This is a genomic window from Buttiauxella sp. (assembly GCF_049686335.1).
Lineage (GTDB): Bacteria > Pseudomonadota > Gammaproteobacteria > Enterobacterales > Enterobacteriaceae > Buttiauxella.
In genome coordinates this window covers 596352-619492 of the sequence record NZ_JBAVHX010000010.1, presented here as the reverse complement: position 1 = coordinate 619492, position 23141 = coordinate 596352, and the positions used below count along the sequence as shown (strand labels likewise).

Annotated in this window: 12 protein-coding genes; 3 read left to right on the top strand and 9 right to left on the bottom strand. The window is 53.0% G+C overall.

All coding sequences use genetic code 11. From position 1 onward, the window contains the following. The first annotated feature begins 348 nt into the window (after positions 1-348). A complete protein-coding gene (locus WBL83_RS11690; protein ID WP_424589299.1) occupies positions 349-9864 on the top strand; it encodes an autotransporter outer membrane beta-barrel domain-containing protein in 9516 nt (3171 codons plus the stop codon). 73 nt (positions 9865-9937) lie between these two features. Then, on the top strand, positions 9938-11119 hold the full coding sequence (locus tag WBL83_RS11685) for an OmpP1/FadL family transporter (protein ID WP_424589298.1): 1182 nt from the start codon (positions 9938-9940) through the stop codon (positions 11117-11119). A gap of 149 nt (positions 11120-11268) precedes the next feature. On the opposite strand, the gene WBL83_RS11680 is transcribed toward WBL83_RS11685, so the two are convergent. The 9 genes from WBL83_RS11680 to WBL83_RS11640 form a co-directional block, all read right to left on the bottom strand. Beyond that, on the bottom strand, positions 11269-12261 hold the full coding sequence (locus WBL83_RS11680) for an HAD family hydrolase (RefSeq protein WP_424589297.1): 993 nt from the start codon (positions 12259-12261) through the stop codon (positions 11269-11271). Continuing rightward, a complete protein-coding gene (locus tag WBL83_RS11675) occupies positions 12258-13274 on the bottom strand; it encodes an oxygen tolerance domain protein (protein ID WP_424589296.1) in 1017 nt (338 codons plus the stop codon). The genes WBL83_RS11680 and WBL83_RS11675 overlap by 4 nt, the downstream gene beginning before the upstream one ends. Next, positions 13271-14794 (bottom strand): vWA domain-containing protein, encoded by a 1524-nt coding sequence (locus WBL83_RS11670; RefSeq protein WP_424589295.1) that lies wholly within the window; start codon positions 14792-14794, stop codon positions 13271-13273. The genes WBL83_RS11675 and WBL83_RS11670 overlap by 4 nt, the downstream gene beginning before the upstream one ends. Beyond that, positions 14791-15768 (bottom strand): VWA domain-containing protein, encoded by a 978-nt coding sequence (locus WBL83_RS11665; RefSeq protein ID WP_424589294.1) that lies wholly within the window; start codon positions 15766-15768, stop codon positions 14791-14793. Before WBL83_RS11665 ends, WBL83_RS11670 begins: the two co-directional genes overlap by 4 nt. After that, positions 15761-16201, bottom strand: coding sequence for a DUF4381 family protein (locus WBL83_RS11660; RefSeq protein WP_424589293.1), 441 nt, complete (start codon positions 16199-16201; stop codon positions 15761-15763). The genes WBL83_RS11665 and WBL83_RS11660 overlap by 8 nt, the downstream gene beginning before the upstream one ends. Next, positions 16202-17107, bottom strand: coding sequence for a DUF58 domain-containing protein (locus WBL83_RS11655; RefSeq protein WP_424589292.1), 906 nt, complete (start codon positions 17105-17107; stop codon positions 16202-16204). After that, the gene (locus WBL83_RS11650; RefSeq protein ID WP_424589291.1) at positions 17107-18105 is read right to left on the bottom strand and encodes an AAA family ATPase; all 999 of its coding nucleotides are present in this window, start codon (positions 18103-18105) and stop codon (positions 17107-17109) included. The genes WBL83_RS11655 and WBL83_RS11650 overlap by 1 nt, the downstream gene beginning before the upstream one ends. After that, on the bottom strand, positions 18102-19397 hold the full coding sequence (locus WBL83_RS11645) for an anaerobic sulfatase maturase (protein WP_424589290.1): 1296 nt from the start codon (positions 19395-19397) through the stop codon (positions 18102-18104). The genes WBL83_RS11650 and WBL83_RS11645 overlap by 4 nt, the downstream gene beginning before the upstream one ends. Positions 19398-19546: 149 nt before the next feature. Beyond that, positions 19547-21136, bottom strand: a complete 1590-nt coding sequence (locus tag WBL83_RS11640; RefSeq protein ID WP_064556227.1) for an arylsulfatase — start codon at positions 21134-21136, stop codon at positions 19547-19549. A gap of 464 nt (positions 21137-21600) precedes the next feature. Between WBL83_RS11640 and WBL83_RS11635 the strand changes: the two genes are divergently transcribed. Beyond that, on the top strand, positions 21601-23124 hold the full coding sequence (locus WBL83_RS11635; RefSeq protein ID WP_424589289.1) for a DUF1254 domain-containing protein: 1524 nt from the start codon (positions 21601-21603) through the stop codon (positions 23122-23124). The last annotated feature ends 17 nt before the right edge of the window (positions 23125-23141 follow it).

Here is a 23141-nt window from a genome sequence, read left to right as displayed (position 1 = left end):
CACCGGCAATACACGCTCCCCGAACCGTTCAGTTGAGCGGGTTATACTTAATATCGCTGCGTGACATAGCTTGCCAGTCTTCCAGTAACACCTTCCCATTCAGACTAACAATCAGCTCTTCAGGTATCCTGATATCCATTTGCATAAACAAATTGAGGGCAGGTTATCAGTTTCTTGACGGAGCCTGCACAATGTCTAAAAGCATCCGTTAAATAAGACTTTTCTACTCATCCGCCATCTCAAAACCCAACCATGTACTAATGTTACTCAAAGTGTTTCGACAAGTGTTTCTTGTTGTTTATTTGTGTCAACGCGCTACTTCCTTATGTGGCCTTGCAGAGATGACTTATGAATAATATTTATCGTTTGGTATGGAGCCATGTGGCGAACAGTTTTATTGCTGTTGCAGAAACATCCCGTACAGGGAAAAAAGGATCGAAGACCGGACGTGGAGGCCGAAAATTAGTCACTACTGCGCTGATTGTCGCCGGTGTTTATGGCCCGACGGCCAGCGCGGTAGATGTGACGTGGAGCGCGGCTTATCCAAACTACCTGTTTCTACCGGTTTACGATGTAGTAAAAGAGACGGGCTACGCGTTTACCATTGATGGACAGCCACTGGCAAATCATTACGCCCCAGGCACCGAACTGAATATTATTGGCGCGATACCCAACATTGCCACGGGGACAAACGGCAGCAGTACAGGTGTCACGGTACTGAATGCGCTGCCTGACCCCGGTGGAACCGGTACGGGGACCGACCCAAATCGTATCATCACTATCGAAGCCACCGACTCAGCCGGGGCGGCTACGCCAATCACAGCGGCAAACATTGATCAGTACACGTATTCGCCTTCTCCGGCCAGACCTCAGGAAAGCCAGGAACTGAACGTCGAAGTACCAGGTCTCGACGGCAGTTATCAGGTCATCAGCATTTATGATTCCTCGACGTTTATTGCTGCCGATGACACGGCAGTCAGCGACATGTTGTTGCCGGTTTACGACCCAAACTCGATTCGTATCTTTAATAATTTCGGTATCGCGTCGGTGGCGTCAACCGGCGGGCAGGCCAGTATCAATGTGGGTTCAAGCGATGCGAATGCTCCGATTGCGGCAGCTGCAAATACCATTGACCTGTTGACTAAAAACTCTGTGCTGGCAAAAGCGGACGGCAGCGGGAGTGTGACCAGCCGTACCGAATGGCGTTCCGATAACTATATCCATTTCCGTCCGGCGATCGTGCTCTCATCTGATACCCAAAATCTTGAAGCACAAAGTGCGAAATACGATTTCACCATCACGCTGCCACACTACGAGCAGGTCGGAAATAAGGCTCTGCTACTGGGGAATAAAGACTTCGTTATTCATTCTTCCACTGACATTGCAGATGTTAATGATTTCCTGACAGGCCAGGGGGCTTATGCTGGAAAACCGCAGATCCAGTACTGGCTGACGGCGGGTGCAACAGTCAATGGCGAGGTGATTGACTCGTCTGTTGAAGCGCAAAATACCTACGACGCGATTATTAGCGGCATGTTGGCACAGGAGGAAAACACCAGTATCAACCTGACGTATCATGTCTGGGATGACAAAGGCGTACACAACAACAACGCCACGGTTTCAACCGGGGATTTAAACGTTATCTATGCCACAGGTGCGAATGCGTCTGGTTTGGTCACCAGCGACGGGAGCCTGGCAGTTGACGGGGCATCGGCGGTGATGCGCGCGGATAACGGTGCCATCATCACTAACGACGGGGCGATCAACGCCTGGCGCAGCAGCGGTAGTAGCCCAGACTCGGTTGGTATGCTGACGACAGACGCCACGGCCATCAACAATGGCACCCTCAACGCGGGTCTGTTTATTGAAAAGGATGGCAGCAACCAGAACGTTTCTAATGCTGGCAGCACAGGTATGCAGGGCAGCGGTAACAGTATGCTGACCAACAACGGCCATATCAATGCGGCGATGACTGACTCCACCACCAACGATGCCGTGGGCATTCGCGCGTCAGGCACCACCACGGTTTCGAATACGTTAGCAGGTACCATCGCACTGGTTGGCAACAGTAATAATCAGTTCGGCAAAGCAGGCGGTTACGGCGTCTGGCTTGATCAAAGCGCCACATTCAATAACGCCGGTAATATCTACCTTGGCGTCAACCCTGTCTTAAATTCCACCGCGCCAACACCGGTTCCGATGACCGGTGGCGATCTGTCGGCGGGGATTCGCACGCAAAGCACCGGCGCGGTGAACAACACCGGTACGATAACCATTGCGGAAAATACCCGTAATGCTGCCGGGATCTCCATCGAAGGGGCGTCAGGAGCGGTGACCAACTCCGGCACAATCAATGTGTTAGGTAAGCTGACTGACGGTTCAGCCGCTGCTAACTATGGTTTGAACGCAGTTGACAATGTCGGCACCGTGACGCACAGCGGCCTCATCAAGGTGGACGGTGATAATAACATCGCCATCAACGTGCTGGCACAAGATGCGGGAGCGGAAGTTACCACCACAACAGGAAGTGCGATTACGGTCGGGACCGCGGGGGATACTGGTGGCAGCGATGGCCAACCCTACACCTATCGTAACTACGCCGTATATGCGGAAGGACTCAATACCCAGCATGCACAGGTTAATCTGAACTCCACCATTCGTTTGTTATCCGCCGGGGCGATTGGCGTACATGCGCGTGGTGATGCGCGCATCGATATTGATGCCGCTTCGACGCTCTCATTCGAAAACGTAAAACAGATGGGTTATTACGCCTGGGGTAATGAGGCACAGATAAATCTGGGTAATGCCATTATCAATGATAACGGCCAGGCCGATTCTATTCTGTTTGCCGTGGATCACGGGGCCACTTTTGCCGGTAATACCGGTGTGGCGGCGGGATATCAACTGACGGTATCGGGTAACAACGGAACCGGGATTATTGCCAACGGCATTGATGAGGTCAGCGGAACCAAAACCTCTCTCACCACCGGCACCGCACAAATATTTGTCAATGGCGAGAAAGCGGTTGGGGTAAAAGTGACTGGCGGGGCAGTCGGTAATATTAATGACGGCGGGATTGTCCTGCAGCATGACAACACCACTGCGGTCCTGATTGACGGACGTGATTACAATATTGACGGCTCCATTGATCCCGAAGAAGTGCAGACAGACGTGACATCCAGTGCCTCGATTACCAGCAGCCCAGGGCAAAGTGGCATTGTTGGCTATAACGTGGCTCATGCCGGGGTGCTCAATCTCAGCGGCCCAGGGATAACATTAAATGGCACCAACAGTACCGGGATCATTCTGCATGACAACGGTAGCGCAACGGTCGCAGCACCGGTGAATGTTTCTGGCACCAATAATATTGGTGTCGATATTCAAAATAATGGCGTGCTGACGAATAACGGCATTATTAGCGTCAGCGGTGCCGCGAATAGCGGCAACGTCGGCGTTCGTGTAGGGGGAGCAAATGCGGTGGTTAACCGCCTCGGCACAGTCAATGCTTCAGGCGGTTTGGCGGCAGTTCAGCTTATTGGAGCAGGCGCGAATTTAACGGTTAACGGCACAGGCAACCAGATTACGGCCTCTGGTGGAGCCGATGGCGTAAGAATGGATGCCGGTGCCACTTCCTTTAGCTCCTCGGATACGGTTATCGACATTTCCGACAGCGGCGCGGGGATTAATAACAACGCCGATACCTCCAACATCAATCTTAGTAACGTCACGATTAACGCCTCCGATGGCCCTGCGATTCGCACCGCCGTCACCTTTAGCGCGCAGGGGACGAACAACACCCTGAATGTTTCCGGCAATGGTGAAGGCTTTGCATTTATGCAGGCCGATGGTTCGGTGACTACGGGCTCTCTCACCATTGGTAACGGCTACACCATCAATGGCACCGGGGCAGGTAGCGTCGGTATTCTGGCAAGAACCTCCAACAATGTGAGTTCGGCTGCGACTATCAACATGGACGCCGGTGCGGGTTCAGCGATTGTCGCAACCGATGGTCTGAGTGGTAGTAGTCGTACGATTACCAACTCGGGCGTGATCACAAGCCTCGGAGCGGGTGCGCCAGTGATTAATGCCTCAGGCGCAGGAAATACCACCGTCATTAACAGCGGCACATTGCTGGCGGCAAATACCACCGCACAGGCGATTCTGACCGGTACCGGCAATGACGTGGTGTCGTTAAATGGTCCGGGGGCCACGACCCGTGGGGAAATCACGCTGGGTAGTGGCAACGACCAGTTCAGCTGGACGGCGGGTGATTACACGGGTGGAGTGACATTCACGGGTGCTGACGGCAATGACAGTGCCACGCTGGGTAACGTGTCGATGGCGGACGTGACGCATATTCTCAGTGAAGGCGGCACCAATAATACGTTGACTCTTAATGGTACGAATGAGGGGGCAGCGCCTGCATTACTGGGATCCTTTAGCGCGGACGACCTGGCGAAAGGCACCAATATTGGGTCGGGCTGGAGCACGCTGACCTTAGATAGCTTAAATGGCGTTCCGACTGACGCACGGGTAGTAGATAATTTAACGCTCTCCGGCGTACAAACCATCAATATCAATAATGGTGCGACGCTGCGCAGCGGCGACAGTGCCCCGGTTGCGGGCGAGGCCACCATCCACAATTACAACGTCGCCACCTCGGGTGCCACAAGCTTGCTGTCATTCGATGGTGCGGCTGACCAAATCTACAGCGGTGTTATCAGTGGCACGGGAGGCATGGAGCGCATTAACAGCGGTAATACTATTCTGCTGGGAGATAACACCTACACCGGAAATACGTTGATAGGTGCAGGATCGGAGCTGACTCTCGGCGATGGTAATACCACCGGCAAACTATCCGAACAAACCAACATTACTGATAACGGCATCCTGACGGTTAACCACTCTGATGCAGTGGCGCTCAATGGTGTTATTTCAGGAAGTGGTGCGTTCCGCCAGACTGGTAGCGGCGTCACTCGACTCGGTGGCAATAACAGCTATGCAGGAACCACCACGGTTGAACAGGGTACCTTGCTAGTAAACGGTGTGCAGAGTGGCACAGGGCTGACCACCGTCAGGAGCGGCACTACGCTTGGCGGTTACGGCACCCTCGGCGGTGATGTGCTGTTCGAGAGTGGGACCACATTGCGCCCGGGTGATGACAGCCGTGGCAATGGCACCGGGACGCTGACCGTTCAGGGCGACCTGACACTGGCCAGCGACACCAACAGCCAGTTCCAGTTGGGTGAAGTCTATACACCGGGTGGCTCACTCAATGACCTGGTAGATGTAAAAGGTGACTTAACACTTGATGGTTCACTCAATGTGGCGCTGACCGCAGGCGGAGCCTTCCTGCCGGGTGTGTATCGCCTGTTTAACTATGGCGGTTCGCTCACCGACAACACTATGGATATCGCGTCGCTGCCACCCAACGACGCCAATAACTACGCAATCCAGACCAACATCGACAAGCAAGTTAACCTCGCGCTCAACTTTATTGACCCGACAAATCAGTTGCAGTTCTGGGATGGCGACCTTGATGTGATCCCAGGTAACCACGGGGATGGTACGACAGGCAATGGCCGGGTTGACGGTGGCTTCGGTTACTGGACCAGCCTGATTTCAGGCGTCAGCAACAACTGGACGCAAGTCGATGGGGTCGGTAATGCACCCTGGTCGCAGGATGCTTTTGCCGTCTTCCAGGGGCAAGGGGACATTGTGCGCGTGAGCAATGCGTTTGGCGATGTGCTCACTTCCGGGATGCAGTTCGCCAGTAATGGCTACATCCTGAATGCCGATCCTGCGCGCCCGGACTCGCAACTGTTCTTTGATGCAACTAACCCGCCGGGTAATTTCCCGCCGGATAACAGCTACGAAGCGCAAGGGGCGACTCATGCCGACAGCTATTTTGCGATTCGTGTGGGGAATGGGGCGGCGGGAGCCGATATCACAACGCTTATCAACGTCAACCTGGTGCAGAACGATCTGTCCGCTGGCAATATCCGTTTGCTGAAAACCGATCCGGGTCGCCTGATTTTAACCGGCAATAATGTGTTTACCGGTGGCGTGGAAGTCTGGAACGGCACGCTGAATATCACCAACGACAACGCGCTTGGTGCGACCAGTAACTCAGTGTTGTTGAAAAATGGCGCCACCTTCCAGGCCGGGGCCGATCTCACAACGTCACGCTTGTTCTTTGTCGATGGCGTTGCGGGCGGTGCGCTGGATGTATTCGGCCATACCTTTACCCCAACAGGCGTGATTGGCGGTGATGGTCCGCTGACGATTAAAGACAGCTCCACGGGCACCAATAATGGCGTGCTTGAGTTGGGCACGGCGAATACCTATCAGGGCGACACCACGATTATCGGCAAAAATGGTACCGGGCAACTGACGGTCAATGCGAATACCAGTGGGGCATTTGGTACGGCAGATAGCCTGGTTTCGTTAAGCTCTCTGGCGCTGTTAAACCTCAATAACGCAGCCTCGGGTGAAACGCACACCTTTGCCGTCGACAACGCATCACTGGCGTTCCACGACAACGCCGGAGCCGGGCAAAGCACGATCAATCTGACTAACGGCGCTAACGCCACTTTCAGCGATGCGAGCCAGGGTGATAATGCGAATGTGTCCGTTGATGCCAGCTCCCTGCTTGCGCTCAATGGCAGTGCCGATGCGGGTTCATCGACGGTCAATAACAGCGGACGTGTGACCTTTGCTGACAACGCGCAGGGTGCGGGCGCGGTGATTTCCAACCTTGTGGGCGGCCTGGTGGATATCAGTTCTGCACTGTCGGGCACCTCGATAGGTTCCTTATCAGGTGTGGGTAACGTGATGCTGGGTGCGGCCACTCTGGTTGAAGGCGCCTTAGGGCGCAACGACGCCATCAGCGGCATTATCAGCGGTAACGGAAATCTGGTGAAAACCGGAAGCGGGACGCTAAACCTCACTGCAGCCAACACCTGGACCGGAACCACCGAAGCTCAGCAAGGCGTGATACTGATTAACGGTAATCAGGTGGCGGCAACCGGGCAAACCACGGTCAATAGCGGTGCAACGCTTGGCGGTGCGGGCCAACTCGGTGGCAGCGTGGTGATAGACAACGGCGGGCATCTGGCGGCTGGGCAGGAGCTGTCAAGTGTGGGCGTGCTGACGATGGGCGCGCTAACCCTCAATCAGGATTCGCAAGTCGATTTCCAGTTTGGCCAGCCCTACACCGTCGGCGGCACGCTTAACGATCTTATCAACATTAATGGCGACCTCAATCTTAACGGCAAACTGAATATCACCCAGACACCGGGCGGCAGTTTTGATGTCGGGATCTATCGCGTCTTTAATTACTCCGGTGCGTTAACCAACAACATTCTCGACATTGGCACCGCGCCTGCGGCGGCAGACGATCTCTACGTTCAGACCTCTATCGCAGGCCAGGTGAACCTGGTTAACCGCAGCGGTTATGTCATGCGCTTCTGGGACGGTTTCGGCGGTACGGGCGGGGCGTTGAAAAATAACGACCAGATCGATGGCGGCAACGGTATCTGGCAAAACAGCAGCGGCAATGACAACTGGACCACGGATGTCACCGATCCTGAAGGGCGCTTTAATACACCGTTCAGCAATGGTTCCTTTGCCGTATTTGGCGGTAGCGCCGGTAATGTCACTATTGACACCAGCCTCGGTGAAGTGGCGATTAGTGGCGCGCAGTTTGCCACTGACGGTTATGTTATCGGCGGGAATAATCTCACCACCCATACCGCGAATACGATTATTCGCGTCGGTGATGGTACGGCACCGAGTGCGGGTTATACCGCCACTATTAACTCGGTTATTGACGGTGAAGGCGGAATTAATAAAGCCGACCTCGGTACCTTGATTCTGAACGGCAATAACCAATATCAGGGCGGCACGCAGGTTAGCGGCGGGGTACTGCAAGTTTCTGCGGATAATAATCTCGGTGCAGCAGGAACCGGAATTGGCCTGAGTGGCGGCACGTTGCGCTATGGCGCGGCGTTTGACACTGCCCGCCAGGTGACGCTTTCGGGCGTCGGTGGGGCAATTGATACCAACGGTCATGCGGTTTCGCTGTTAACGGCGGTTACCGGCAATGGCGATTTCACCAAACTGGGCGATGGCACGTTAACGCTCACGCAAGACAGCACATTCAACGGGCAAACCACCATCAGCAAAGGCATATTGCAGTTGGGGAACGGGGGGATGGCGGGCAACATCGGCGGGAATATTGTCGATAACGCGACGCTTGCGATTAACCGCAGCGATACGTTGACACTTAACGGAAATATTTCCGGCAACGGACAGGTCTGGCAGCAGGGCAGCGGCACCACCATTCTCAATGGTAACAATAGCTGGAGCGGAATTACGCTCGTGGAAAAAGGCACCTTGCTGGCATCCGGTGAGAATCGCTTTAGCCAGCCATCCAGCCATATTGTGAGCCGTGGTGCATTACTGGATACCGGTGGCTACAGCCAGTCGGTCGCCAACCTGGTGAACCAGGGCACCATTAATTTGCGTGGCGGTGATGTCGGGTCAACCCTGACGGTCAACGGTGATTACGTCGGCCTGAACGGTACATTGAACATCGCTGCCCAGCAACATAGTCCGGGTGTCGCCGACCGTCTGGTGATAAATGGCGGCAGCGCTACTGGCCTGACGAACCTGAATATTGATGTTAGCCAACTCGGCGAACCGACCACCGGTGACGGCATTATGGTGGTTGAAGCCATTAATGGGGCCACCACCACCGCTCAGACCACCAAAGATGCCTTTACCATTGGCGATGGCGTGCTTACCGCCGGCGCGTGGCAATACCAGCTGTTTGCCGGTAACGCGCAGGGGGCAGGTGAAGACTGGTTCTTACGCGCCGGTTATCGTCCTGATGTACCGGGCTTCGATACGCTGGCCGCGATTATCCGCCAGGCCGATTTAGCGGTGCTCGGGACACTTCACCAGCGTGTGGGCGATGAACAACCCTGGCGTGCGGATGTTGCTGCCGATCAGGAAAACCGTTTCTGGGCACGTTACATCGTCAAATCGGTCGACCAAAAACACGACGATCCTACCGGCTCGCAAAGCAGTTCCAACTTCAACGGGATGCAGATGGGATTGGACCTGTGGCAAAACGACAAATGGCGTGCAGGTTTGTACACCACCTTTATGGATATCGACAGTTCGATCAATGGCGATACCGGGATGAGCGGCGGGGCCGCGTACAACTCGACCTTCTCCTCATACCTGGGGGGTTATGCCACCTGGACTGATACCGACGGTTTATACGTCGATAACGTCCTGCAGTACGGTTACCACTCTGTCGATTTGAAGAACATGAGCAGTCATGAATCCTACAGTCCGGACGGTAGCTCGGTGGTGGCGTCGGTCGAAGTCGGTAAACCGTGGCAATTAGGCGATAGCAACTGGCAGCTCGAACCGCAGGCGCAGCTTATTTATCAGTACAGTAATTTTGATGATGTCACACTTGCCGATCGGTCGAAAACCAAAGTTTCGGTGGACGCTGACGGTTCTGTGATTGGCCGCCTTGGGGTCCGTCTGACTGCCGATTACGACACCGACTATGGCAAAGTTAAGCCTTATGTTCGCGCAAACTACTGGCAGGAACTGTCTGACGGCCAGGACACCGTGACGTATCGCAATACGGCAAACCAGGCCGGTGCGACGGAAATCAACGCCAACCAACGCTTCCAGGCAACCGAAGTGGCTCTCGGGACGACATGGGCGGTAACCACTGATGTGCAGGCCTATACCGAGGTGGGCAAAAGCTGGGATAACGGTGGGGACACGTCCGTATCCTCTGATATTTCAGCATCCGTTGGGATGAAAATTCGCTTCTGATGACACTGCGGCTCACATCGAGCCGCAGTTTATCCCAGGCCTTTTAGCGGCTATTTTTAGAAACAGGTGGCACATGAAAAAGAGCATCGTGGCGTGTTCAGGACTGCTGTTAGCCTCATTTTCTCATGCGAGTGGCCTTTATTTTTATGAGATTGGTACAGAAGATACGGCACTGGCCGGTGCCGGGCAGGCTGCGCGCGCTCAGGATGCTTCTACCATTGTCACCAATCCGGCGGGTATGACCCGTCTACCGGATCATATGTTCACCGGTGGTCTACAGGTCATGGGGGGAGATATCAATTATCAGTTAGATAACTCAAGACAAAGCCCGGGGAATGTTATGAATCTTTTCCCTAATGCCAGTAGCTTCTATAGCCAAAAAGTCAGTGATGAGGTGTACGCGGGGATTGGTCTGTATGGAAACTATGGTCTGGGGATAGATTTTGGCGACTGGGCGGGAGACCGGTTAATCAAAAAGAGCACCATGGTTGCCATGACTCTGAGCCCGTCTCTGGCCTGGAAACTGAGTGACCGTGTTTCCATCGGGGGATCGGTCAATGCCAACTATGGTTTCTTGTCGCTGACGCGCAACGTTGATGGGGATGATAAAACGCAAAAAGACCACGACTGGGCGATGAGCTATCGTCTCGGTTTGTTGATGGATCTGACCGATCAAACCCGCGCGGGGATAACCTGGAACAGCAAAACCGATTACGACTTTACTATTGATGCTCAGGCGCGGTTCCCCAACCTGCCAAATGTCGATTTCACCTTACCCATCGGTGCGCAAGTCCGGGCGCCACAGCAAATCATGCTAAGCCTGGTACACGATATCGATAAACAGTGGTCTGTGATGGGCGATCTTGGCTGGCAGGACTGGAGCCAGTTTGGTGCACCACAGATTACCGTGGCCGGTGAGGCGCTCGACAAAACCAGCCGCCTTAAAGATACCTGGCATACCGCATTGGGTGTGCAATACCGTCCAACGGCAGAGTGGCGTCTCAATGCCGGCGTGGCATTTGATAGTACGGTATATAACGATCAGAGTGATGCGGCTTTAACCCTGCCAACTGGCGACGAATGGCGTTTTGCCACCGGTGCGCAGTATCAACTGAGCCAGGCCAGCAATATTGGAATTGCAGTGGAATACCTGCATATGCAGTCTTCGAAAATCCAGTCTCCGGCGGTTTTGGCGGGCAATTACGATAATCCTTATCTGTGGTTTACCAGCGTCAATTACAGTTATCAGTTCTGATTATCAGTTCTGATTATCTGTTCTGATTATCTGTTCTGGTTATCTGTTCTGGTTATCTGTTCTGGTTATCCGTTTTGATTGCTAAAAGCCCTTAACTCCGTGCTTAAGAGTTAAGGGCTTTTGAACTGGAGACAATGACACTAATGACTCTAATGACATAATGCCGGATCAAACACTGTTCTCCAGTCCTGCTTCATATCCACCACCGTCCAGCCTTTTTCCTTTGCAACCGTCAATCCCTCTACCAGTTTTCCACTCGCCGGTGGATGGCTGTCATAAGCGTATTCACGCTGCGCATCGGTGTGGTGAACCAGTAAACCGAAGGTCTTATAGTCCGGGTTTGACGCGGTGTACTGCATCATCGCTAAATCACCGTCGCTGTTACCAAACGCCGCAACCGGGCGCTGGCCCATAAACAGGTGAATGGCGACCGGTTTGGCTGCCGCATCGTCGTTAAACGCGCCTTTCATGGTTTTACGCAACTGCGTGCCGTTGTCGGTCAGGGAAAACTCGCTGAGCGAGAATGATCCGATAACCTGCTCAGGCGGGATGCCATACATTTTTTCTGCCACTACCCGCATAAAATCAATGCCGCCGCCGGACACAATCCACGTTTTAAAGCCATTTTCCCGCAGGTATTCGAGTAACTGGCGCATCGGCTGGTAGCCCATTTGATCATATCGGCAGCCAAAACGGCTATCACGATGGCTGTCGACCCAGTTGCTGACACGCTGGTTAAACTCCCCGGTAGTGATGTTGCTGTGAGTCAGCTCTAAAAGCTGAATCAGCCCCTTCTCACCGGAAGCCACCACGGTTTTTAAATCGTCATTGAGTACCGCGCTCACAACAGGGTCGTTTTTCCATTCCGGGTGCTCAGGTGCCAGGCGCTTCACTTCATCCACCGCGAACTGAAGCTGGAATGTCAGCGATGCTTCGGGCCACAACGTACCGTCGTTATCAAACACCACGTAGCGTTTTTCTGGCGGGATAAAAGTCGAACGATCTTTATTTGTGGCATTTTGCACCCATTGCTCAATGGCCTGTTTCGACGGGGTGTTATTCCAGGTAGAGAGTGGGTCATCGGCATGCGCTGCGCCAATAGTACCGAATAGTATGGCGCTGAAGAGTAATGCGTGTTTCATCGTTCACCCCTTTTGGTGGGAGTCAGTTCGGGTAATTGGACAGGGTTCCAGAAGCGCTGCCAGACACGGTGCAGGTACATAAAACTGCGCCACAGCAGGCGTCGCGTAAACCAAATAAGTAATGCGATTATGGCCAGCGTGGCGATGAGCAGCACCGTCTGCCATTTCCCTTCGCCAGTGGTGCCCCGCAGTGCCGCCTCTCCGCCAGCCGCACGGGCTTCAGCCACAGGTATCGTTTTGCCAGCCAACCGGGCGATTTGCCATTGCTGGTTTGCGGTATCCCACCAACGTAATTTGACCTCTGGCAGAGTGATGGTTCCCGCTTGCGACGGCAGATAACGCAATGTCTCAATGCGTTGTGCTCCTTCAATTTCGCCACGACCTGTTTTGAGCGAGGAATTCACAGGGGTCAGGCGCTGGGTCTCGGTACCTGGAATAGCGTAAAGCAACTGTGGAATTTGCGTGGCGACAATGCCATTGGCTTTCACGGTGACAGTGCGCTCAACCACATCGCCAGCATGTAATTTGTCGTCTGAGCTTGCGTGATACTGGGTGATTTTTTGGCTTAACGTTAAGTTGCTGGCGGGCAGGAAGCGGTCTGGTTGCTCAACGTCTTTTGGCCAGACCACCTCTTTTTTCAGCTCCGGCAGTTGCACTGTGACGGGCGGTTGATTGGGCGATGTCAGCGTCACTTCAACCGCAGGTAAAAGCAGCACGCCCTGATCCCATGCCATTACCTGCTTTTCAAGGCGGATACCGCTCCAGCTGGTGCCATCTTTGTGGCGACTGAGCAGCTGGTTGGGCAGGGCGGTTGTCATCAACGCGCCATTTTCGATTTTAAAATCAGGCCACTGTGGCGGCGGGTTGAACCAGCTATCCGTCCAGAAGGTAACGGCAATGCGCACCGGTTGGCCTGGGGCGACATGTTCGGGGGCGTCGAGTTCGCGGGTGATGTCCATTGCTGCGCGAGCGGGTAACACCAGCAGTAAAAGCAGCATCAGCAAGGCTTTCATGGCGTTTCCTCCGTACTGGCGCGATAGAGGTTTTCCAGCAGGCCGGACGGGGACACATCCAGGTTTTCAAACCACTGATTGACCTGCGGGCTGTTGCTGGCAACAGGCGCGATATCCTTCTGATTCACCCCCTGATCTTTCTTCAGATCGTGTTTAATTTCATCGGGTTTGTAGTCCTGCTCCTTGCCCTGAGCAGCCTGACGGTCGCGCTCTTTCTGGCGTAATTCCATAATGATTTTGGCGATGGCAGCGCGATTTTTTTGCGCCATTTCCCAGTCCGGGCGCAGACTTAAGGCGCGGTCATAACAGTTAATTGCCTGCTGCCACTGCTTTTGCTGGGCGTAGCTGTTACCCGTCCACAGTAAGGTTTCAGGTGTTTGCGGAGCCTGGCGAAATGCTGAGGTGGCGGCGGCAAAATCTCCGGCGCGATAAGAGGCGATGCCTTGCCAGAGCGGATCCTGAAAACGTTCAGCCGCTTTTTGATACTCCCCTTTATTGAAAGCCATTTGCCCCTGCATATCCGGTGTTACCCACGCATCTTGCCAGGCGGCATGGCTTTGGGGCAGATACAGCAGCGGTCCCAGCACAACCAGCCAGCAGATTAACTGCCGCCGTCCGAGCAGCAGTAATAACAGCATCGGGATAACCAGCAAATAACCGCTATTTTTCCAGTGCAAATCGCCGCGCGAGTTGTTTTGCGCGCTCACCGATTGTTGGATATGGCTGGTGATAACGGATATATCGCTTTCATCACTGGTGACCAGCGTAACGGGAATGCCGGCGTCGCGGATTTTGCTAAACCGCGCGACGTTAAGTCGCGTATCAATACCGCGCTCAGCGTAGATTTCGGGCAATGTACCGCCGCGTGCGGTTCCTGGAACCCAGATTTGAATCGGCGCTTTCTGCTGGACAAGCCATGTTGCGTCTTGTGGCGAAATGGTGTCCGCCACCAGCAAAATATTACGTGGCATATTTGGCGCTTCTGGCATGTTTTTTAGTGCCAGAGCAATAGCCTGTTTCAGGCCTGAGCCTTCGCCTTCCGGCAACAGATTGGGGGTTTGTGCGTGTAAAAATAGCGAGTAGAAGGTCGGGTCAATGGTCAGGGGAGTAGTGAGCCAGGCGTGGCTGTTATACACCACCAGCCCAAAATGCGTTCCAGTTGAGCGCGCCATGAGATTCATGATTTTGCTTTGCATCCGCTGGTGACGGCTGGGCGCCAGATCCTGAGCATACATCGCCGGATCTTGCTGCAAGACCACCATCATATTGCTTTGTTGTGTCAATGCAGCAGGCAATTCGCGCTGCCACGTTGGTCCCGCAAGGGCGAAAACCCCCAGCGCACATAACCAGGGCAAAACCTGAGTCAGCCGTTTTTGCCGCCCGATTATCAGCGCGTTGGCGAAGGGTTTCTCCATAATTTGATGCCAGGCACTGCGCTTTCCAGTGGCGATGAACCATAAAAGCACGCAAATGAGCAGGCCGAGTAGCCGCCAGGGATAAACAAAATGGAAATCACTCATGCTGTTTTCTCCCGCACAAAGCGCGTGGCCGCGAGCAATATCAACACCACCAGCGCCAGCAATAACGGCCACTGGAATAAAGGGATATGCCACGACCAGCCGATAGATTTTACCTGTACAGGCGTAATGGCATCGATCTCCTTCCAGACGCTATCCAGCGATGCACCTGAGTTTGCCGCCGTCCAGGATTTGCCCCCAGTAATACGCGCAATATCCTGCATCAGCGGCAGGTCCACTTTGTCATCGCCTGTGCTGTTGAGGTCGCCAAATGCGATGGTATGCACCTGGACGTGATGCGTCGCTGCCAGTTGCGCCGCGAGTGCAGGCGACAATTGCGAAGCGGTGTCGTTGCCATCGGTGAGCAAAATTGCCAGTTTGCTGGCGTCTTTATTGGTGGTGCTGTCGAGCAGTTTGACACCCACGCCCAGTGCGTCACCAATCGCTGTTTGCTGGCCAATCATACCCGGAGCGAGTTGGTTTATACGGGTTTGCAGCGCCTGTTTATCTTCACTGACAGGGGCGAAAGGCCAGGCTGAGCTTGCAAAAATCACCAGACCAATGCGGTCAGTTTTCCGTGCAGCCACGAACTTTCGCACCGACTCCTGAACGGCCTGCAGGCGCGTGATCCCGCCCTGAACATCGTTCTTTCCCATCGAACCGGAGACATCCAGAATCAGCACCACATCGCGCATCGGCTTTTGAATATGCTGCGGCGGTGTCAGATATTCCGGGCGCGAAAGGGCGGCGACTAACAGGATCCACACCAGCCAAAAAATCAGGCTTGCGAGTTTGCTGGTGCGTACCGGCTGGCTGTTAAGTTTCAGTTCATCAATTAATTCAGGCAAAAACGGTACGCGAACACGTTCCGTTACTTCGCGATCTTGTGGCAAAAAATAGCGACCTAACAACGGCAGGAAAATCAGCAGCCAGGCCCATGGCCAGGCGAAATCCAGACGGCTCAGAAACTCAGACATAAGGCAGTTTCTCCAGCCAGTTTGTTAACTGGATTTGTAGACGGGCATTCTGATTCGCCTCAAGTTGGTTATCCGGCTGGCAATATTTTTGGCTCAGTTGCTGGCGTAATTCTGCGTCGATTTCTACCTGCTCAAGCAGTTGTTCCGGGGAAAGGGTTTGGCTGACGCTTTTGCGTGGCTGGTGCATCAAAAGAATACGTTTTATCAGTGCAAGCCAGCTATCGACGCTTTGGGGTTGTTGCAGGGAGGCCAGCGCCTGGCGCCGCCACAGATTGCGTCGCCAGCGAGCCAGACGAAATATCAGGAAGATGATCAGCGCGATAAGCAGTACGCCGCTCAGGACAAACCAGCCAGGTGGCAGTGGGAACCAGGGGATACTTTGCGGTAGCGCGGGGAGCAGTAATTCCGGCACGCTAAATCCTTTCTCGAGCATTCAGACTCCCTTTTGTAGCTGCTTGATAAGATCCTGCGCGACCACTATCTGATTCACGCGGATGCCAAGACTTGTCAGTCGATTCTGCAGGCGCGCAAGCCGCGCCGTAATGCTTTGCTGGATGTCATTGTTAAGTCCCGGCGACAGCGAAAATGCGGCTTCGCGCCCCTGATAGCTGGCAGCAAGATGGCCCTGTTCTGGCAGTGACAGATGAAGATCGTCGAGAGTAATGAAGGCGCTGATTTCGCACCGCCGCCGCAATGCGGCCAGTAATGCCTCGCCTGATGCATCCAAATCGTGAAAATCGCTGATCACTGCCACCCACGATCCACTGGGGATCAGGTGGCTTGCGTGTTGCAGTACATGGCTAAGGGTGACTGTTGCGGGCGTTTCGTCAGGGTAACGTTCAGGTAATTGCTGATTGTATTGCAGCACGTCGTCGAGCACGGCGGGCAGGCTTGTCCTGGGAGAACGACATTTTTGCAGGTTGTATTTGGTGTCGCTGAATAGCGCGCTACCAAGGCGGTCGCCATCGTGCCAACTGCGCCATGCCAGCAGACCGGCAATTTTTGCTGCCGCCACTGATTTGGTTTGCCCGCGAGTCGCAAAAAACATATCCAGCCGTTGGTCGACTATCAGGAAAACCGGACGTTCACGCTCTTCGTTATACAAACGGATCCACGGCGCTCGCAGACGAGCGGTCGCCTGCCAGTCGATCAAACGCACGTCATCACCAGGTTGATAGCGCCTGAGACTGTCAAAATTAAGTCCGCGACCTTGCTGGCGAGAAACGCGTTCCCCCGCCAGCGCACCCGGTGGGATTTGCCCCGGTGGGTTCGACAGCAACTGGGCTTCGCTTGCCAGCGCCATCAGGGTTTTTCGATCCACCTGCAATGCGCTATCCATCAGGCCACCACTGCGTCGAGCAGCATCCGTATCACGTCATCAGGCGAACAGTTATCGGCATTGGCCTGATAGCTCAACATCAGGCGGTGGCGCAGCACTGCCGGTGCGACGCGCTGAATATCTTCCGGCAGCACCGCATCACGGCCTTCAAGCCATGCCAGGGCACGTCCACAACGGTCAAGAGCCAGAGTACCGCGCGGACTCACGCCAAAGGTGATGTAACTGGCGATGGTGTCGCTGATACCTTGCGGATGACGCGTCATATCCACCAGATTAACAATGTAATTTTCAATGGTTGGCGCGACGTAAATGGCTGAAATTTCCTGCCAGCAGGTGGCGATATCGGCTTGAGAGAGCATCAGGGTTTCTGGCGGTATTTCCGGAGACTCTTCGCGGCTTGCCAGGTATTTTTCCTGCTGCTCAGAGCGCACCAGTTGCATCACTTTTTGCTCATTCTCTTTGGAGGGGTAGTCCACCAGAACTTTCATCAGGAAGCGGTCAAGCTGGGCTTCTGGCAGTGGCCAGGTGCCTTCCTGATCGACCGGGTTTTGTGTCGCCAGCACCATGAAGACGCCAGGTAATGGCCAGGTTTTCCCGGCAACGGTAACGTGGCGTTCTTCCATGGCTTCGAGCAGGGCCGATTGCACACGCGCCGAGGCGCGGTTTATCTCATCGGCAAGAATGATATTGCCGAATACCGGGCCTGGGCGAAAACGAAACTGGTCTTCTTCACGTGTGGCGTTTTGCTGGTAAATTTCGCTGCCGGTAATATCTGAAGGCAGAAGGTCCGGCGTGAACTGAATGCGACGGAAATCACCTTCCACATGGCGAGCAAGCTCACGCACGGCACGGGTTTTAGCAAGACCGGGCAAACCTTCAAGCAGCACATGTCCGTCGCACAGCAAGGCGACAATCAGCATGCGCACCAGTGATTCCTGCCCCAATACTTGTTGGTTCATCCGCTGCTCTAGTTCGAGCAGTTTCTCTCTGTTTGTCATTTGCGCAATCCTGCAAAGTCACGTTTCAAAAGCGTAGCGAGCCCGACCAGAATCGGCTCGGCGTAATTGAAGAAAGTTTTGATGCCAGGACACAAATAATTAAGGCCAGGCTCGCCATCGGGGGTGCGGACAAGCCGGTTTTTCGGGCATTCGCCCCAGCATAATTTCAGATAGGGACACTGCTTGCAGTAATCCGGCAGCGTATCTTTCTTACCCATGCCAAAGGCTTTCTGGCGTTCGGAAAATGCCAGATGGGCGAGTTTGGTGTTTTCGATATTACCAATCTGGTATTCCGGGTAGACATAGTGATCGCAGGAGTAGATATCACCATTTTTCTCGATAGCCAGACCTTTGCCGCAGAATTCGGATGCGGTACAGATTTGCGCTGGCATGCCCATGGTTTGAGCAACCGCAGTCTCGAACAGGTTGACCTGCACGCGGCCTAAATCGTTATTGACCCAATCTTCGAATACCGTTTTCAGGAAGGTACCCCAGTCGTCCGGGTCAACCGACCAGTCGGTGACGATGGAATCGAGGTCGCCAGGTTTTGCACGACGTGAGCCGGTAATCGGAATGGTGTCATCACGCCAGAATTGCGGGGCGGTGACTTTGAAATCAACTGGCTCTACGCACGGGTTGAACTGCACGTAGGTTGCTCCCAGCTCACGGGTGACAAAGCGGTACACTTCCAGCGGGAAGCGGGCATTGGTGCGGTTGACAGTGACGAGGGCGTTAAACGGGACTTTGTATTTTTTGAGTGCTTCGACGCCTTTCATCACTAAGTCGAAAGTCGGTTTGCCGCTGCGTGTGACGCGATAGCGGTCATGCAATTCCCGTGGGCCGTCAATCGACAGTCCCACCAGAAAACGGTGTTCTTTAAGGAATTCAGCCCATTTGTCGTTTATCAGCACGCCATTGGTTTGTAGATCGTTTTCGATGCGCTGACCGGATTTTTGGTACTGCTTCTGGAATTTGACGACTTTTTCAAAAAACTCCAGCCCCATCAATGTGGGTTCGCCACCTTGCCAGGAGAAAACCACTTGTTCGCCATCTTGCCCGTCGATGTACTGGCGAATGAAGTTTTCCAACACTTCGTCGCTCATACCCGTGTGGCGGTCTTGATGTAGAAGGTCTTCTTTATGCAGGTAAAAACAGTAGGAACAATCGAGATTACAGGTGGAGCCAGTCGGCTTCGCCATAACATGGAAACGACGCTTGTATTCAGGGCCTGTGCCATCGTATTTCTCTGCTGACGGTAATGCTTTAACCGGCAATGTGGTGCTGTACTTCATAGCTGCCCCTTCGAAAACTCTTTTTGGAAAACGGAGGATTTGCGTAGGGCGGGTAAGCCTGCGTCACCCGCCATTGCGGGTGCAAATAGTGGATGACGCTCGCGCTTATCCACCCTACGGATTAATTAATCCACCTGATTCACCGCGAGTTAGTTATTCGCGTTTGAACCTTGTTCGATCATTGCCGCTGCATCGGAAACGGTGAATGAACCTGGTTTCTGACGAGGTGGGTAATCTTTAAAGGTTGCCAGCATCTCTTTCACGTATTTCTGCGCGCCGCCCATCAGGAACATGCGGTCGTAGAACCAGCTCTGGTAACCCATACCGTCGGAAGCTTTCTCCAGCGGATCAACTTCCAGATCGAAGATCATTGGCGCACGCAGTTTGGTGAACGGATAACGCCACAGATCCAGACCCGTGTGTTCCTGAATCATGAAGTGCGCTTTCCAGCGTCCATAGCGGATTGCCAGTAAGTCGCCGTCATCACTCCAGTAGAAGAACTCTTTACGCGGGTCTTCGCCTTTGCCTTGCAGGAAGTCGAGCTGGTTATAGCCATCAAGATGGACTTTGTAGGTGATTGATGGGGTTTTGTAGCCCTTCAGCAATTGCTCTTTGATATCCGGAACACCCGCTGCGGCAACCAGCGTTGGGAACCAGTCGTTACTGCCAAAGATGTCGTTTACCAGACTGCCCGGTTTGATATGGCCTGGCCATTTGATCATGGCAGGGACGCGGAAACCGCCTTCCCAGCCGGTGTTTTTCTCACCACGGAACGGAGTGATACCCGCATCAGGCCAGGTTGCCGTCATCGGGCCGTTATCGGTGGTGTAGAGAACGATAGTGTTATCTTCGATGCCCAAATCTTTAATCTTTTGCAGCACCTCACCGACCATTTTGTCATGCTCTACCATGCCGTCAGCGTAAGTCCCAAGACCTGTCGCGCCGATGCTGGCATCTTTGAGGTGAGTTTTGTTATGCATACGGGTGGTGTTAAACCACGTAAAGAACGGCTTACCGGCTTTGGTCTGACGTTCCATGAAGTCGTTGTTTGCGGCGAGTGTTTCTTCGTCAACGGTGCCCATACGTTTAACCGTCAGTGGGCCGGTATCTTCAATTTTGCCGTCGGCCGAGCTTTTAATGACGCCACGTGGGCCAAATTCTTTACGGAATTCAGGATCTTTCGGGTAATCCGGATTTTCTGGTTCTTCTTCGGCATTCAGGTGGTAGAGGTTGCCGAGAAATTCATCGAAACCGTGTGCGGTTGGCAGGAATTCGTCGCGGTCACCGAGGTGGTTTTTACCAAACTGACCGGTAGCATATCCGAGCTGTTTAAGGATGTTGGCGATGGTGGGATCTTCTTTGCTCAGGCCTTGTGGTGCACCTGGCATACCGACTTTACTCATCCCGGTACGGAATGGCATTTGCCCGGTAATGAACGAAGAACGCCCAGCCGTTGAGCTTTGTTCTGCATAGTAGGAGGTGAATTTGGCGCCTTCATTGGCAATACTGTCGATGTTCGGTGTTTTATAACCCATCATGCCCTGGTTATAAGAACTGATATTCCAGTAACCAATATCATCACCGAAAATAACCACGATGTTGGGTTTTGAAGCGTCTTGTTTCGGTGCGTTTTCGGGTGAGGCTGTGGCGGGAGTGGCTTCAACAGCGGACACGGCGCCAGACATTAATGTAAGCATGCTGGCTATCATTGTCCTTTTAAAAGGGACGTTATTAAGCATCTTTGGGACTCCGTTCATTTAGGGACTAAATGAGTATAGTCAAGACGAGAAATTCGTTATTACATTTAGACTTGTTTAGAAGAGAAACTATTAATCCTGAAAAGAAAGTTTGGGTAAATGCACGGAAATACCGAGTCGTTAATCTGCTGGTATCAATTTCAAAAGAAAGCGTGAATATTTAAATCCATATAAATTGAGTGGTTGATTGATTATTAGAAAGATTAACTATCATTTACAACTACCAGTAAATAGACCGGTTATCGTCGTCGGGTAACCACCCCGCATAATCGTACCATTCACATTTAGAGACCTTCCGGCAGACTCATCCTGTAAACGAAGATGCACCGGGAATAGAAAAATGGTCATCGAGTTTGGCGGCGGCCTTATCAAAGCAGGCTGTATAGAAAGTTCCAGCTACACTGAACTATAAAATTATCTTAGCTCATCTTTATGTAAGGGATAACATGGCTTTAACGCGCAGAGAATTTTATAAATTTGCTTTGGGGTCCGCTGTCGGTTTAGCCGTCCTTAAACACTCCCCCTCAGCACTGGCAGATCCCCGTTCATTACAAATAACCTTAAAGCAGGGCGCTGGAGATAAAGGGGAAACGCTGGGAGGACTCCCTCCTGCTAATTCCACCTGTTCGGTCAGTGACTTTGACTATCAACTCAAGTACCAGCGCGCTTTCGAAGCGGTATTGTGTTACATGCCTGCGGTGGCGATTTACAGTTTTCGCCGCGCAGCATTTGAAAATTTAGGCCTGAAAGACAATGACATTATTGCCTACTCAGCCCCGGCCACTCCTAAGCTCGAAGCCATTACCGCGAACAGCACCACCCCTTACATCACCGCTTTTACCGACTTACGCAAAGGGCCTGTCGTTCTGGAACTGCCCGCTGCGGGTGATGAGGGTAGCCTGTACGGGCAGATAGTTGATGCCTGGCAATTTACCATTGCGGACGTTGGACCTGCGGGACTTGATAAGGGGAAAGGGGGCAAGTTTTTGTTAACTCCGCCAGGTTATAAAGAGACGGTACCGCCAGACTATATCCATATCCCGTCGCCTAACTATCGCGTGGCTTTCGCATTCCGCTCGGTACCTGTTGAAGGTAAAACTGCGCAGGATGCCTACCATTATTCTAAACGTCTGCGAATGTACTATTTGTCGGAAGCGGGTTCGCCACCCACGCAGCGCTTTGTTGATCCGATCAACGAACGCTATCCAACACTTCCCTATTACGACGAAAGACATTTCAAAGACCTGCACGCAATAGCCAGTGTTGAGCCTGTCAGGGAACAGGACAAAATCATGATGGGCATGCTTTCTTCATTGGGCATTCATAAAGGTGAGTCTTTTAATCCCGATGAGAAGACCACAAAAGCATTACGCCAGGCGGCCATTGATGCATGGTTTTATCTGCAAAACTGGTTCGATAATTTCCCTGCACAGAAGCTTTACTGGCCGGAAAGGCATTATGCCTCACTGCTGATGGCCGATAAGAATAAAACTTTCACCTTCGTCTATGACGATAAAACCGACATTATTGAAAGAGCCGCCGAGTATTTCTGGTGTACTTATATGCCGAAAGAGCTGACGGACTCGCCCGCGACACAATATCTTATGTCGATGGCGGATAAGAATGGAAGCCTGCTCGAAGCGGGTAAGTTATATAAAATTAATGTCCCTGCAAAAATGCCGGTTAAACAATTCTGGGCATTAACCGTTTACAACCGTGACACCATGTCATTTATTTACAGCCCATCAGAAAGAACCACGTTGTCCTCTTATGACCTGGACAACATGAAAAAAGAAGCGGATGGCAGCGTGAATATTTACGTTGGACCTGAAGTCCCTCAGGGTCTGGAAAATAACTGGATCCCGACCAGTGGTAAACGGCCATTACCCGCAATGCGTTTTTATGGCCCCACTGATGAATTAAACAATAAAACATTTATGTTGAATGACTTCGAATTAGTCAGTCTGTGAGTTATGTGAAAACCGGA

Coding starts and splice junctions, on each gene's coding strand:
- WBL83_RS11690 (WP_424589299.1), top strand. CDS start 349: ATGAATAATATTTATCGTTTGGTATGGAGCCATGTGGCGAACAGTTTT.
- WBL83_RS11685 (WP_424589298.1), top strand. CDS start 9,938: ATGAAAAAGAGCATCGTGGCGTGTTCAGGACTGCTGTTAGCCTCATTT.
- WBL83_RS11680 (WP_424589297.1), bottom strand. CDS start 12,261: ATGAAACACGCATTACTCTTCAGCGCCATACTATTCGGTACTATTGGC.
- WBL83_RS11675 (WP_424589296.1), bottom strand. CDS start 13,274: ATGAAAGCCTTGCTGATGCTGCTTTTACTGCTGGTGTTACCCGCTCGC.
- WBL83_RS11670 (WP_424589295.1), bottom strand. CDS start 14,794: ATGAGTGATTTCCATTTTGTTTATCCCTGGCGGCTACTCGGCCTGCTC.
- WBL83_RS11665 (WP_424589294.1), bottom strand. CDS start 15,768: ATGTCTGAGTTTCTGAGCCGTCTGGATTTCGCCTGGCCATGGGCCTGG.
- WBL83_RS11660 (WP_424589293.1), bottom strand. CDS start 16,201: ATGCTCGAGAAAGGATTTAGCGTGCCGGAATTACTGCTCCCCGCGCTA.
- WBL83_RS11655 (WP_424589292.1), bottom strand. CDS start 17,107: ATGGATAGCGCATTGCAGGTGGATCGAAAAACCCTGATGGCGCTGGCA.
- WBL83_RS11650 (WP_424589291.1), bottom strand. CDS start 18,105: ATGACAAACAGAGAGAAACTGCTCGAACTAGAGCAGCGGATGAACCAA.
- WBL83_RS11645 (WP_424589290.1), bottom strand. CDS start 19,397: ATGAAGTACAGCACCACATTGCCGGTTAAAGCATTACCGTCAGCAGAG.
- WBL83_RS11640 (WP_064556227.1), bottom strand. CDS start 21,136: ATGCTTAATAACGTCCCTTTTAAAAGGACAATGATAGCCAGCATGCTT.
- WBL83_RS11635 (WP_424589289.1), top strand. CDS start 21,601: ATGGCTTTAACGCGCAGAGAATTTTATAAATTTGCTTTGGGGTCCGCT.